The 13505-nt window shown below is 64.5% G+C and carries 10 protein-coding genes and 1 tRNA gene; 5 read left to right on the forward strand and 6 right to left on the reverse strand.

The window, feature by feature from the left end; genetic code table 11:
• Positions 1-43: 43 nt before the first annotated feature.
• The 6 genes from N7422_RS21090 to N7422_RS21115 form a co-directional block, all read right to left on the reverse strand.
• On the reverse strand, positions 44-1987 hold the full coding sequence (locus N7422_RS21090; protein ID WP_023911433.1) for an integrase arm-type DNA-binding domain-containing protein: 1944 nt from the start codon (positions 1985-1987) through the stop codon (positions 44-46).
• Between the two features lie 226 nt (positions 1988-2213).
• A tRNA-Gly gene (locus tag N7422_RS21095) sits at positions 2214-2289 on the reverse strand.
• A 64-nt stretch (positions 2290-2353) separates the two neighbouring features.
• Positions 2354-2914 carry a CDP-diacylglycerol--glycerol-3-phosphate 3-phosphatidyltransferase gene (gene pgsA / locus N7422_RS21100; protein WP_011534581.1) on the reverse strand — a complete coding sequence of 187 codons (561 nt, stop codon included), beginning with the start codon at positions 2912-2914 and terminating at the stop codon, positions 2354-2356.
• 33 nt (positions 2915-2947) lie between these two features.
• Entirely contained in the window at positions 2948-4771 is a 1824-nt protein-coding gene (gene uvrC / locus N7422_RS21105) for an excinuclease ABC subunit UvrC (RefSeq protein WP_279808351.1), read from the reverse strand.
• Between the two features lie 9 nt (positions 4772-4780).
• Complete coding sequence (uvrY, locus tag N7422_RS21110; protein ID WP_023631421.1) at positions 4781-5419, reverse strand: UvrY/SirA/GacA family response regulator transcription factor; 639 nt, start codon at positions 5417-5419, stop codon at positions 4781-4783.
• A gap of 63 nt (positions 5420-5482) precedes the next feature.
• Positions 5483-5872 carry a transcriptional regulator gene (locus N7422_RS21115; protein WP_279808352.1) on the reverse strand — a complete coding sequence of 130 codons (390 nt, stop codon included), beginning with the start codon at positions 5870-5872 and terminating at the stop codon, positions 5483-5485.
• A gap of 640 nt (positions 5873-6512) precedes the next feature.
• Between N7422_RS21115 and N7422_RS21120 the strand changes: the two genes are divergently transcribed.
• The 5 genes from N7422_RS21120 to N7422_RS21140 are packed head-to-tail and all read left to right on the forward strand — an operon-like array spanning position 6513 to position 13493.
• Positions 6513-7820, forward strand: a complete 1308-nt coding sequence (locus N7422_RS21120) for a UDP-glucose/GDP-mannose dehydrogenase family protein (protein ID WP_279808353.1) — start codon at positions 6513-6515, stop codon at positions 7818-7820.
• 57 nt (positions 7821-7877) lie between these two features.
• Positions 7878-9410, forward strand: coding sequence for a glycosyltransferase (locus tag N7422_RS21125; protein WP_279808354.1), 1533 nt, complete (start codon positions 7878-7880; stop codon positions 9408-9410).
• A gap of 16 nt (positions 9411-9426) precedes the next feature.
• Entirely contained in the window at positions 9427-10590 is a 1164-nt protein-coding gene (locus N7422_RS21130; protein ID WP_279808355.1) for a PilZ domain-containing protein, read from the forward strand.
• 9 nt (positions 10591-10599) lie between these two features.
• Positions 10600-12048: a sel1 repeat family protein gene (locus N7422_RS21135; RefSeq protein ID WP_279808356.1), complete on the forward strand. Its 1449-nt coding sequence runs from the start codon at positions 10600-10602 to the stop codon at positions 12046-12048.
• Complete coding sequence (locus tag N7422_RS21140; RefSeq protein WP_279808357.1) at positions 12045-13493, forward strand: alginate export family protein; 1449 nt, start codon at positions 12045-12047, stop codon at positions 13491-13493. The genes N7422_RS21135 and N7422_RS21140 overlap by 4 nt, the downstream gene beginning before the upstream one ends.
• Positions 13494-13505: the final 12 nt, after the last annotated feature.

Genomic DNA, 13505 nt, shown 5'->3' on the forward strand with positions numbered 1-13505 from the left:
GACCGGAGTAGTCCCGCCTCCGGCCGTCGGGTAGCGGCACGCGTCAAGCCCCTTCAAGCGTCACAGCGCTATCCACTAGCCGACGAACGCTCTGCCGCACATCTTCGGGGATTGGCCGCGAGGCAACAGCCTCGGGTGCATCCGCGGGGTGCTGGTAGTCACCCATGAGGACCCGGATGATCGCGGGCACGTTCGTCGGCGTGACCGCATCAATGGCTGCGCGATCGCCCAGGTCCGGGTGCGGTTGGGTCAGCATGCGGTACAGATCCCAAGAGTCCGAGTGCGGGCACTGGTTCATGAGCACCTGGGCCAGCCTGTGCTTGAGCGGCACCAGTTGCCAGTCGGGAACGCGCTGCCCTCGATTGCCCAAGCTGATAGACAGCAGCTTGCCCGCCTTCAACTCGCGGTTGATCTGGTCCTTGGACTTCCCGGCCAGCTTGCCGAACAGCGGAACCGGCAGATTGTTCGGCGACTCGTAGATGACCAGCATTTCCTCGCGCTCGCGCTGGATTGCGGAGACTTCCGGCTCCGGGGCGTGCGTCGGAGGCGGCGGCACCTGCGACAGCCGCTGGAACGTGATCCCGCCGCTGCTCGGTGTTACGACAATGGGCGTGGCCACGACCGGCGGAACGCCGGGGGGAGTGGGCTCGGCCGCCGTGGGGACCGCATGCACGACTTCCTCCACTTCTGCCATCGCCGGCACCCCGTCGATGCGGATGGTCAAGTGCGCGCTCGCAGCCTGCACTTCGCCCTGTTCGAGCAAGTCGAGGCGATCGGCCCAGTCCTGCATCATCCGGCGACGCGGTTCCACGTACTTGGCGTGGTTGTAGGCCGAACTCACCTTGTTGGGGTCGGAGTGCGAAAGCTGCGCGTCCACCCAAATCTTGGGGTAGCCGATCTCGTTGAGCGCCGTCGAGATGGTGCCGCGGATGCCGTGGCCGGTCAGGCGGCCCTCGTAGCCCATGAGCTGCACGGCCTTGTTGAGGGTGTTCTCGCTGATGCGCTTCTTGAGTTCGCTGCGATGCGACAACAGGTACTTCTGCGCCGGACGCATCACGCCCAGGAGATAGCGCACGATCTCGATGGCCTGCAGGGACAGGGGCACGATGTAGGGCGGCACGTCCTGCGGCCGCTTGCCGGCCTTGCGCATTTCGTCCTGGAGCTGCTTGACGACCTGCGGCGGGATAATCCACAAGCCGCGGTCGAGGTCGAATTGCTCAGGTTCGGCCAGCCGCAACTCGCCCGTGCGCACCCCCGTCAGGAACAGCAGACGGACACCAAGCTGGGTCTGCCAGCCACGGGGGTTGTAGAGCCGGAGCTTCTGAAGGAACTCGGGCAGTTCGGGCAGGTGCAGGTAGGGGTTGTGCGCCACCGGAGGCTTGGGTTCGGCCACCACGTCCAGGTCCGCAGCCGGGTTGACTTCCAGCCCCTCAGCAATGACCAAGGCATAGCGAAACATCTGGTTGAACCAGGTGCGCACCTTCTCGGCGGTGGTGAACGCCTTGCGCTTCTCGATGGCCGCCACGACGCCCACGAGCTGGGGCCGGCGAATGTCGTAGATCGACATCTTCCCTAGAGTGGGCAGCACGTCTTTGTTGAAGATGCGCAGGATCTGCGAAAGCGTGCTTTGACGGCCTTCCTTGAGTTCCTTGCGGCGATGCTCGACCCAGGCATCGAAGACGTTCTTGAAGGTGTATTCGCCCGCCAGCTTGGCTGCGTGCCGACGCTGATCGCGTTCGATTTGGGGATCGATCCCCCTGGCGAGCAGGGCCTGGGCCTTGTCCCGCTCGGTGCGTGCCTCGCGCAGGCTGAGGGCGGGATAGCCGCCGAGGGACAAGCGCTTCTGCTTGCCCAGCCAGTAGTAGCGGAAGATCCACGACTTGCCGCCTGCGGCAGAGACCATCAGGCCCAGGCAGTCGTTGTCGGAGAGGGTGTAGCGCTTGCCGGTGGTCCTTGCCTGCCGGACGGTCAGATCAGAGAGTGCCATTTCGAGGCTCCTAAGTTATGACTTAGGCCCTATGCTCGTCATGGTTCCCGCTCAGCCCCAGCAACTATCCGGTAGCCGTCCCACCCGTATTCTTGTGCCTCAATTGGTCACTCAAAAACGGTAGCTGTGGGTGGATTTCCGTGGCGCTCGCTGGAATGAAAAAAGGGGCCGAAGCCCCTCTTTTCAACGACTTACAGACGTCAGTGGAAGTCTGTAGATCATAACTTGGAGCGGGAAACGAGACTCGAACTCGCGACCCCGACCTTGGCAAGGTCGTGCTCTACCAACTGAGCTATTCCCGCGTCGTGATGGGCGCCATTCTAGCAATTTGAAGAACGGCGTCAACCCCTTGATTCAAAAAAACTTTTACTTCTGCTCCGAGCCTTCGCGCAGGTGCGGCCAGGCTGCCAGCAAGTAGTGCACCATCGACACCAGGGTCAGGCCGGCGGCCACCAGCAGCAAACCATAGCCCAGCACCACCCAGAAGGTCAGCACCGGCGGGTTGGCCAACAGGATTACCAAGGCCAGCATCTGCGCGGCGGTCTTCCACTTGCCGAGGTTGGATACCGCCACATGTGCCCTCGCCCCCAGCTCGGCCATCCACTCGCGCAGGGCCGAGACGACGATCTCGCGCCCGATGATCACCGCCGCCGGCAGCGTCAGCCAGAAGTTGGCATGCACCTGCACCAGCAACACCAGGGCCACCGCCACCATCAGCTTGTCGGCCACAGGGTCGAGGAAGGCGCCGAACGGCGTGCTCTGCTGCAGCCGACGCGCCAGGTAGCCGTCCAGCCAGTCGGTGGCGGCGGCGATGGCGAACACCGTGCTGGCGGCCATGTAGCTCCAGTGGTAGGGCACATAGAACAGCAGGATGAAGATCGGAATGAGCAGGACGCGTAGAACGGTGAGCAGGTTTGGAATATTCATCGGTACGACTGGCTGCGAGTTGAACCCGGCATTCTACTCGCTATGCAGGCTGGCATAAATCGACTCGGCAAGCTTTTTACTGATGCCGGGGGCTTTGGCGATCTCGTCGATGCTGGCGCGGTTCAACTCCTGCAGGCCGCCGAAATGTTTCAGCAGCTCACGGCGGCGCTTGGGCCCGACACCGGCCACATCTTCCAGGCTCGAGGTACGCCGGGCCTTGCCGCGCCGGGCGCGGTGGCCGGTGATGGCGAAGCGGTGGGCCTCGTCACGGATCTGCTGGATCAGGTGCAGCGCCGGCGAGTCGCCCTTGAGGGTGAATTCGTGGGCTACATCGTTCAGGTACAAGGTCTCGAAGCCGGCCTTGCGGGTCACCCCCTTGGCCACGCCGAGCAGGGTGAGGTCGGTCAGGCCCAGCTCCTGCATCACCTCGCGGGCCATGTTCAACTGCCCCTTGCCGCCGTCCACCAGCAGCACGTCGGGCAGCTTGCCCTCGCCGTCCTTGATGCGACCGTAGCGGCGCATCAGCGCCTGGTGCATGGCCGCGTAGTCGTCGCCAGCGGTGACGCCTTCGATATTGAAGCGGCGGTAGTCGGACTTGAGTGGCCCCTCGGGGCCGAACACCACGCAGGACGCGACAGTGGCTTCGCCACTGGAATGGCTGATGTCATAGCACTCCAGACGCTGCGGCACTTCATCCAGGCCCAGCACCTGGGCCAGCGCCTCGAAGCGGGCGGCCATGTGCTGGCGGTTGGCCAGGCGCGCATTGAGCGCCTGCTCGGCGTTGGTCACGGCCAGTTGCTGCCAGCGCGCCCGAGTGCCACGCACTCGGTGGCTGATGGCCAGCTCGCGACCGCGCAGGGTCTGCAGCGCTTGGGTGATCGCGTCGAAATCCTCGTGCACCACGTTGACGATGAGTTCACCGGGCAGCTCGCGCTCGGCGTTGCCCAGATAGTACTGGGAGAGGAACGCCGCCATGACCTCGGCCACCTCCTCCTCGATACCGACCTGGGGGAAGAAGTTCTTGCTGCCCAGCACTCGCCCGCCGCGCACGCTGATCAGGTGCACGCAGGCACCGCCCGGGTTGACGAAGGCCGCCACCACGTCGACATCGCCGGAGCCGCCTTCCATGTACTGCTGGTCCTGGACCCGGCGCAGCAAGGCGATCTGGTCGCGCAGCTCGGCGGCCTTCTCGAAGTTCAGGGCCATGGCGGCCTTTTCCATCTCGGCATTGAGCTCGTTGCCCAGTTGCTGGCTGCGGCCTTCGAGGAACATCACCGAGTGACGCACGTCCTCGGCATATTCCTCGGGTGTCACCAACCCCACGCACGGCCCTTTGCAGCGTTTGATCTGGTACTGCAGGCATGGGCGGGTGCGGTTGGCGTAGTAGCTGTCCTCGCACTGGCGCACGGAAAACGCCTTCTGCAGCAGGCTCAGGCTTTCGCGAATGGCGCCGGCGCTGGGGTACGGGCCAAAGTAGCGGCCCTTGGCCTTCTTGGCGCCACGATGAATGCCCAGGCGTGGGAACTCCCCGTCAGACAAAAATACGTACGGGTAGGACTTATCGTCACGCAGCAGGATGTTGTAGGGCGGCCGCCACTCCTTGATCAGCGTCTGCTCGAGCAGCAGCGCTTCGGTCTCGTTGGCGGTGATGGTGGTTTCGACCTGGGCGATGCGCCCCACCAGGGCAGCCGTCTTCGGCGCCAGGCCGGCCTTGCGGAAATAGCTGGCCAGGCGTTTCTTGAGGTTCTTGGCCTTGCCCACGTAGAGCAGCCGGGCATCGCCGTCGAACATCCGGTACACGCCCGGGCGACCGCTGCAGGTCGCCAGGAACGCGCTTGCATCAAAGGTTTGTGACATGAGGTGTGCTTACAGACTTGCGTCGACCATACCGTGGCGGACGGCCAGCAACGTCAGTTCGACGTCGCTGGTGACCGAGAGTTTTTCGAAGATCCGATAACGGTAAGTATTGACGGTCTTGGGGGACAGACACAACTTGTCGGAGATGATCTGCACCTTCTGGCAGCCGACGATCATCAGGGCGATCTGGATTTCCCGCTCGGACAGCGCATCGAACGGCGAACCTTGCGGCTGGAACGACTTGAGTGCCAGTTGCTGGGCGATCTGCGGGCTGATGTAGCGCTGCCCGGCAAACGCCAGACGAATGGCCTGGACCATTTCGTCGAGCCCGGCACCCTTGGTCAGGTAGCCGGCGGCACCGGCCTGCAGCAGCCGGGTCGGAAACGGATCCTCTTCGCACACGGTCACCGCGACCACTTTCGTGTCCGGGTGGCTGCGCAGCAATTTGCGCGTCGCTTCCAGACCACCAATCCCTGGCATCTTCACGTCCATCAGGACCACGTCCGGCTTCAGCTCACGGGCAAGCTTGAGGGCGGACTCTCCCGAATCCGCCTCCCCCACCACTTGCAGGCCATCGATGTCGGCCAGCATGCGCGTGATACCCGTACGCACCAGATCGTGATCGTCGACCACCAGGACCCTAATCAAGCAGACACCTCGTCAGTGGGGCGATTGGATCCCGCCACCTTAACAAAATTTTTCACAACGAACCTAGCGCAAAGCGTCATGGAAATATGCCTGCCGGTCGGGGCGACGCATGCGCAGGGACTCCGCCCCTCCCGCCTCGCCCGCCAGCCGGTTGAGCAGGTGCCAGACAGCGGCCTGGTCGGCGGCAGGCAGGCGCCGGAAAGCGCCCAGCAGACGGTCCTCGTCGGCATTCAGGCTGTCCAGCGGCGCAGGCGTGTGCACCCCGCTCAGCACGTACAGCGCATCGACCCCCCGCGCCGCCACGGCGGCAAGGTAGTCCATGCGCGGCGTACGCTCGCCGCTCTCGTATTTACCCTGGGCGTTGGGTTCCACGCCGCCGATGTCGCCAAAAATGCGCTGGGTGAGCCCCAGGCGCTCGCGCTCTTCTCTGAGTCGCGGGCCGAATCCGTGCATCTGCCTTGCCTCCTTTGCATGAATGGAAACGGGTACATCCCGCACCCGAGTGAATGCGTGGGCATTCGCACGGCACTATGCCAATTGGATCCAATCCTTGCAAGCCATCATTGCGCCATGGCTGAAGCAGAGCACAGAACCTGTCGCTGGAACGCCTCGGCACCCTTCATGGCAACGGCCGCTCGATGCAAACAGGGTAATTGAAGCCTGATCATCGAAGGTGTCGGACACGCCCACCCAGTGCAATTGAAGTACGAACTTAACACCCGAAGAAACAGCAATAAAAGAGATGACGAAAGGCCATCAACGGAATGGAAACTTTGAAAAACGTCGATTTGACGCCATTTTATCGTCAGCAGCGCACGAATCATTTTTTTGACGCCTAACTTATATCAAACTTTAACTATATGATTTTATTGAGTTTTTTAACTTTAATGTGACAACAAAAGTCATTTTCAAACTTAAAAAACAACAAAGCTTGCCGAGCAAATAAAAAACTCCTTAGGATGTAAAAAGACCACCAAGAAACAGCTTGCAGCGCCACATTCGAGCGCGGCTTTATTCTGCGCGCCTGCCACTAAAAAACTTCTTGAACTGTGTATCTCGGCCGGCCTTGCGCCGCGCCTGGGGAGAGGGATCTATGAACATCAGTATCTTTGGACTTGGCTATGTGGGCGCCGTGTGCGCCGGGTGCCTGTCGGCGCGCGGGCACCTGGTAGTGGGAGTGGACGTCGACCAGACGAAGATCGACATGATCAACCAGGGCCGCTCGCCGATCGTCGAGCCAGGGCTCGAACAACTGCTGCTCGACGGTGTGCGCCAGGGCCGCCTGCGCGGTACCACCGATGTCCAGGCCGCGATCCTGTCCAGCGAGCTTTCACTGCTGTGCGTGGGCACGCCGAGCAAGAAGAACGGCGACCTCGACCTGGTCTACATGGAGGCGGTGTGCCGGGAGATCGGCGCGGCCCTGCATGACAAGGCCAGCCGCCATACCGTGGTGGTGCGCAGCACGGTACTGCCCGGCACGCTGAACAACGTGGTCATTCCCATTCTCGAGAAAGCGTCGGGCAAGAAGGCCGGTATCGACTTCGGCGTGGCGGTCAACCCCGAGTTCCTGCGCGAGAGCACGGCGATCCAGGACTACGACTTCCCGGCCATGACCGTGATCGGCGAACTCGACAGCCAGTCGGGCGACCTGCTCGAATCGCTGTACCAGGGCCTCGATGCGCCGGTGATCCGCAAGTCGGTCGAGGTGGCCGAGCTGATCAAGTACACCTGCAACGTCTGGCACGCCACCAAGGTCAGCTTCGCCAACGAGATCGGCAACATCGCCAAGGCCTCGGGGGTCGATGGCCGCGAGGTGATGGACGTGGTCTGCCAGGACCACAAGCTCAACCTCTCGCGCTACTACCTGCGCCCGGGCTTCGCTTTCGGTGGCTCCTGCCTGCCCAAGGACGTGCGCGCCCTCACCTACCGCGCCAGCCAGCTGGACGTCGCACACCCGCTACTGGCATCGATCATGGCCAGCAACCGTAACCAGGTACAGAACGCACTCGACCTGGTGACGCAATCCGGCAAACGCAAGGTCGCCTTGCTCGGGCTGGCGTTCAAGGCCGGCAGCGACGATTTGCGCGAAAGCCCGCTGGTGACCCTGGCCGAGCAGCTGACCGGCAAGGGTTACGACGTGCGCATCTTCGACGCCAACGTCGATCACGCCCGCCAGTTCGGCGCCAACCGTCACTACATCGAGCAGCAGATCCCGCACGTCAGCGCCCTGTTGCGCAGTGACCTGCAGCAGGTGATCGACGAGGCCGAAGTGATCGTGCTGGGCAACAACGACGAGCGCTTCGTCCAGGCACTGGAAGTTGGCACCGACAAACAGGTGATCGACCTGGTCGGGTTCATGGCCGGCGCCAGCGACGCCCGGCGCCAGGGCATCTGCTGGTAACCCAAGCCGCTCCCGCCGCGCCAGCGGTGGGCAACCGAACACAGGAGCTACAGCGACATGGAACGACAGCATCAGCGCCCTTGCGCGGCCCCGGGCTACCTGCGCGCGGCCGCCAGCTTCTGCGCCTGGGCGTTGCTCGCCGGGCTGATCGCGCTGGCCTCGCAGATGGTCGCGCCGCAGTACCTGGATCCGAGCCATCACCTGTTCATCTTCATCATCGGCACCCTGGGCATGTGGCGCTACGGCAACGCCATCGTCCACTACCTGCGCGGCATGTACTTCCTGCACTGGCGCTTCCCGCGCCTGCGCCGTCAGGTCGAGCGACTGGGCGACGCGGCGTTGCCGTCGCACATGTTCATGGTGGTGACCAGCTTTCGCATCCCTACCCACACCACCTTCAAGGTGTACCAGTCGGTGTTCCAGGAGGTGCAAAGGCTCAAGGTGCCATGCACGGTGATCGCCTCGATCGTCGAGAAAGGCGACGAGCAGTTCATCAAGGACATCATGCGCAACGAAGTGCAGGGTCGCGATGACATCGGCCTGGTGATCGTCCGCGCCCGCGGCACCGGCAAGCGCGATGGCCTGGCCCACGCCTTCCGCGTCCTGTCGCGGCAGATGCCGCTGGATGACGCGGTGGTCGGCGTGGTCGACGGCGACACCATGATGCTGCCGGGGTGCGTCGAGCGGGCGGTCAAGCTGTTCGCCCTGTTGCCGAACGTGGGCGGCCTGACCACCAACGAGTTCTGCGAGGTCGAGGGCAGCCGCTGGATGCGCCAGTGGCACTCGATGCGCTTCGTCCAGCGGCACATCAACATGTGCTCGATGGCGTTGTCGCACCGGGTGCTGACCCTCACCGGGCGGTTGTCGTTCTTCCGTGCCAGCGTGATGACCGACCCGGATTTCATCCGCGATGTCGAAGCCGACTTCCTCCAGCATTGGCGCCTGGGCCGTTTCCAGTTCCTTACCGGCGACGACAAGTCGAGCTGGCTGAGCCTGATGCGCGCCGGCTGGGACACCTTCTACGTGCCCGACAGCCACACCCTGACGGTGGAGCACCCGCCCAGCGACAGTTTCTGGGTCGCCACCCGCCAGCTGATGTTCCGCTGGTACGGCAACTCGCTGCGCCAGAACTTCCGCGCCACCGCCCTGCTCGGCCGCGCGCGCCTGGGGCTGTTCACCCTCTACGTGCTGCTCGACCAGCGCGTGTCGATGTGGACCTGCCTGATGGGCCTGACCGCCTCGGTGGTGGCCGGCCTGGTATTCGGCATCCAGTACCTGCTGGTGTACCTGTTCTGGGTACTGATCTCGCGCAGCCTGGTGACGGTGCTGTTCGTCTTCGCCGGACACCCGGTCAGCCCGATGTACCCGTTCGTTCTCTATTACAACCAGATCGTCGGTTCGCTGATGAAGGTCTACGCCATGTTCCACATGGACCAGCAACGCTGGACGCGGCAGCAGACCACCCTGGCCAACGGCAGCGTCGACTTCGACGCCAGCCTCAATCGCTGGTCCTCGAAGGCGATGCTGTGTTCCTCGATCGCCATCTTCTTCGGGGTCATCACCGTTCTTCTGGAACTCACGCAACGTTAAGGAAAGGCGCCTGCACATGAGTACTTCGAATACCCCCGCCACCCCGGGCAAGACCGCGGCCAACATCGTCCACGAAGCCATCGACGAACGTCAGTACGTGCGCACCCGGATGAACGCGCGGGTGCGCATGGCCGGTGCCGGTCGCGAGTCGTTCGAGGCGGACCTGGCGGATATCTCGCTGGGCGGCATCGGCCTGCTGCACGAGGCGCCGCTGACCGTCGGCGCACTCTATGACGCCTCGATCCAGCTGCGCCTGAACCAGGTGGACCTGTCGATCGACGGCAAGGTGCGCATCGTGTCCCAGCGCGGCAAGGAGGTCGGCGCCCAGTTCGTCGACCTCGACGCCCAGAAGCGCGACATCCTGCGCTACCTGATCAGTGCCTACCTGTCGGGCGAGATCGCCGACATCAACGGCCTGTTCAACGTGATGCAGCGTGAGAACTACATCAAGGAGCGCAAGCACAAGCAGGCCACCGCCCGCACCCCGGGCGAGCGCCTGAAGGCCGTGGCGGGCACCGCGCTGTACAGCGCGATCGGCCTCGCGGCGCTGGGTTTCGTCGGCTACAAGGGCTACCTGCTGTTCTTCCGCGTCCCGGCCGTGCAAGCCACGGTGGCGACCAACGCGCAGGTGATCAGCATGCCGGACAACGGCTACGTGAAATACCTGCTGCCAGCCGGGGCCACCGAGGTCCAGGCCGGCCAGCCGCTGGCGAGCATCTCGACCCAGCTGGCCACCAGCTTCACCAGCCCGGCCGACATGAAGGCCCTGGCCGACCTGGCCCCGGGCGATCTGCAGGCGCTGCTCGGCCGCGCCACCATCGAGACGGTGATCAACAGCCCGTGCGACTGCCAGGTGTACTACCCCTCGCCGCCGCTGGATGGCTACGGCTACAAGGCCGCGCCGATGATGCACCTGCTGCCGAAGAACGAGGGCCTGTTCGTGCGCGCCAACGTGCCGTTCGACAAGCTCGCCGATGTCAGCCGCGTGCGCGCGGTGGACATGCAGGTGTTCGGCCTCGATGAGCACTTCAGCGGCAAGGTGGTCGATGCCCGCTCCGACGAAGCGAACCGCAACCTGGCCCTGACCATCCAGCCCGACAGCCCGCTGCCAGCGGCCGCCTACCAGAAGGCGGTGGCGGTCGACCTGTACCTGGGCCTGCCGTTCGGCAGCGCCAACTGAGGACCGGCCATGAACGCCAAGAACGCCCCACGGCTGTTGCTGGCCGGCCTGGGCCTGGCCTGGGCGGGTGCCGCCTGTGCCGGGCAAAGCCTGGAGCAGATCCGCTACGCGCTGTACAAGGACCCGAGCGCCGATGTCAGCGCCGACCTGCGCGAGCTCGCCGCGCGGGGCGACCTGGCCTCCAAGCAGTTGCTCGGCGACGTGCTCGCCGGCAATGAAGGGGCCAGCCGCCAGGAGATCATCCGCCTGTACCGCGAAGCCTTCGCCGACGGCAAGGGCCAGATTCCGGCACTGGCCTCGCTGGCCCGCCTGCTCGATCGCACCCCGCGCCTGCAGCGCAGCCAGGAGCCCTGGGTGCGCGAGGCGCTGACCCGTTACCCCAACGACCGCGATCCGCGCAGCACCAGCACCAGCCTGGAAGTGTTCCTGGTCTATCCGCAGCTGTTCCCCGGCCAGCGTGCCGCCGAACTGCTGGCCCTGTACGAACAGAGCTGCCTGCTCAATTGTCGCCCCGAGCTGTACCGCGCCGTGGTGGCCGAGCGCCAGGGCCGACGCGACGAGGCCGAGCGCTGGTATCGGCAGGCCGCGCGCATCGACCCGCGCGGCATCGATCGTTACTACCGCTTCCTCGGCGAGCGCCAGGACCCGGTCTTCCTCGCCTTCGCCCGCAGCCTGGAGCCCGAGATGGCCAGCCTGTCGGTGGAGGTGGTGCAGCGCATCGGCTCGCTGATCGACAGCATCCACGGCATCACCCGCGCCGAGCTGGACGCCGAGCGCGAGCAACGCCAGGGCATCGCCATGGGCCCCAAGGTCGAACCCAGCGCCGAACAGCTGGCCCGCGATCAGGCCAACGCCAAAGTGCGCGCCGAGGGCATCGCCGAGTACCAGCGCTGGCTGGACCACGCCGTCGCCCGTGGCTACCTGCCAGCGCTGGTATCCAAGGCCAGCTTCATGATTTCCAACCCCACCGAACATAACGCCGAGCAGGCCCAGGCGCTGATCGAGCAGGTGCGGGCCAAGGACCCGACCCGGGCCAAGGCTCTGGACGCCTCGTTCTACATGGTCAACAACTGGCTGACCCTGGACCCCGAGAAGTCCCAGGTGCTGATCGACGAACTGATCGCCGCTCGCTTCCCCGATGCGCAACTGCTGCTCGGCGACCTGTACAGCAAAGGTGGTCTCGACCAGCCCGACCAGGAGCGCGCCCTCGCCGTGTGGCAACAGCAGGCCGAGCAAGGCTCGATCGCCGCCTGGTACCGCATGGCCACGGTGTACCTGCGCGGTCGCGCCATCTGCCATGACCCAGTCAAGGCCTACACCTATGCACGCATCGCCCTGGACCTGGGCGACACCCGCGCCCGCGGCCTGCTCAGGCGGCTGGACAAGACCCTGCCCAAGGATGACATCGAGCGCGCCCTGGCCGCGCGCAACGAACTGTTGAAGGAGGCCACCCTGTGAAAGCGCATCAACCCCTGTTCGGCGCCCTGCTCGCCCTGGCCCCGCTGCCAGCCGCCCTGGCGCTGGAGGAAATCACCGGCCCCGAGGCCGACAGCAATGCGCCCGTGCGCGTCGCCAACCTGGACGGCGGCGAGCCGGTGATCACCTCGGAGTTCTTCAACAAGCTCACCGTGCAGACCGGCTACGGCCCGGAAGACTCCCAGGTCGGCCGCGACCGCGAGAGCTTCTACAGCCTGCGCTACGAGCCTTCGTTCGCCTGGTACTCGCCGGAAAAACGCTGGGCCAAGTGGATGGTCTACGGTCGCCTGTGGCTGAACTACGACTCCAGCCAGTCGAGCAACCTGGCCAACGAATCGACCAACAACAATGAGCGCGAACAGCCGGAAGGCTGGTACGCCGAGCTGCGCGAGCTGTACGTCAAGCGCAACCTGATCGGCGACGACCCACGCTTCTCGTTGTCGTTCGGTCGCCAGCGCTTCTACGACGACTACGGCATCTGGTGGGACGACAGCCTGGAATCGGTACGCTTCAACTATCAGGACACCTTCTCCGACGCCTTCGTCGCGGTCGGGCAGAAGTTCCACAACTACAACACCGACGTCAACTCGCTGGCCGCCAGCGAGGAACGCACGCTGTACCTGATGGGCCAGTACGCCTATCGCTGGAACCCGAACAACCAGGTTGGCGTGCGCCTGATGCACGAGAACGATCGCAGCGACCACGACATCGATGATCGCTACGACTTCAAGGGCCTGCGCTACGGCGTGTTCTTCAAGGGCGACAACCTGCCGCTCGACAGCGACTACCACCTGGAACTCGCGGCGCTGGACGGCAAGATGGACAACACCGACGGCAACGGCGTCACCACCACCGGTCACACCAGCCGTGGCTGGGCAGCGCTGGGCGAGGTCGGCAAGCGTTTCGACAACCTGCCCTGGACCCCGCGCGTGGCCCTGCGCGGCGGCCTGACCGACAAGCCGGATGACGACAACGACGGTTTTCGCCTCAACCCGATCCAGTCCGACCGCATCACTCGCCAGGGCTCCTACAGCACGCGCCTGACCAGCTCGTTCGTCGCCCTCGACCTGCGCAACCTGAGCTACTACGGCATCGCCCTGGAGACCCGGCCCACTCCGCGCAGCGCCCTGGACCTGCGCGTGACCCAGCTCAACCTGCGCGACAAGGACGGCGCCCTGCCGATCCGCATGGACGCCGAAGCCCGCTCGCGACGCCAGAGCGACATCAACGCAGGCGGCAACGGCAATGGCGACAACGTCGGCCAGATGATCGACCTCAACTACTACTGGAAGATGTTCCCGGTAGCCCTCGACGGCAAGCACCTGGACGTCAACACCCTGGTCAGCGCCAGCTACCTCAACGCCGGCAGCGCACTGGACACCGGTGACGACTACCAGCTGAGTGTCGGCGTGGTGATCAGCTACTAAGGACGGGCCTGC

It is taken from the genome of Pseudomonas sp. GD04091, assembly GCF_029836165.1.
Lineage (GTDB): Bacteria > Pseudomonadota > Gammaproteobacteria > Pseudomonadales > Pseudomonadaceae > Aquipseudomonas.

Coding starts and splice junctions, on each gene's coding strand:
- N7422_RS21090 (WP_023911433.1), bottom strand. CDS start 1,987: ATGGCACTCTCTGATCTGACCGTCCGGCAGGCAAGGACCACCGGCAAG.
- pgsA (WP_011534581.1), bottom strand. CDS start 2,914: ATGAATATTCCAAACCTGCTCACCGTTCTACGCGTCCTGCTCATTCCG.
- uvrC (WP_279808351.1), bottom strand. CDS start 4,771: ATGTCACAAACCTTTGATGCAAGCGCGTTCCTGGCGACCTGCAGCGGT.
- N7422_RS21115 (WP_279808352.1), bottom strand. CDS start 5,872: ATGCACGGATTCGGCCCGCGACTCAGAGAAGAGCGCGAGCGCCTGGGG.
- N7422_RS21120 (WP_279808353.1), top strand. CDS start 6,513: ATGAACATCAGTATCTTTGGACTTGGCTATGTGGGCGCCGTGTGCGCC.
- N7422_RS21125 (WP_279808354.1), top strand. CDS start 7,878: ATGGAACGACAGCATCAGCGCCCTTGCGCGGCCCCGGGCTACCTGCGC.
- N7422_RS21130 (WP_279808355.1), top strand. CDS start 9,427: ATGAGTACTTCGAATACCCCCGCCACCCCGGGCAAGACCGCGGCCAAC.
- N7422_RS21135 (WP_279808356.1), top strand. CDS start 10,600: ATGAACGCCAAGAACGCCCCACGGCTGTTGCTGGCCGGCCTGGGCCTG.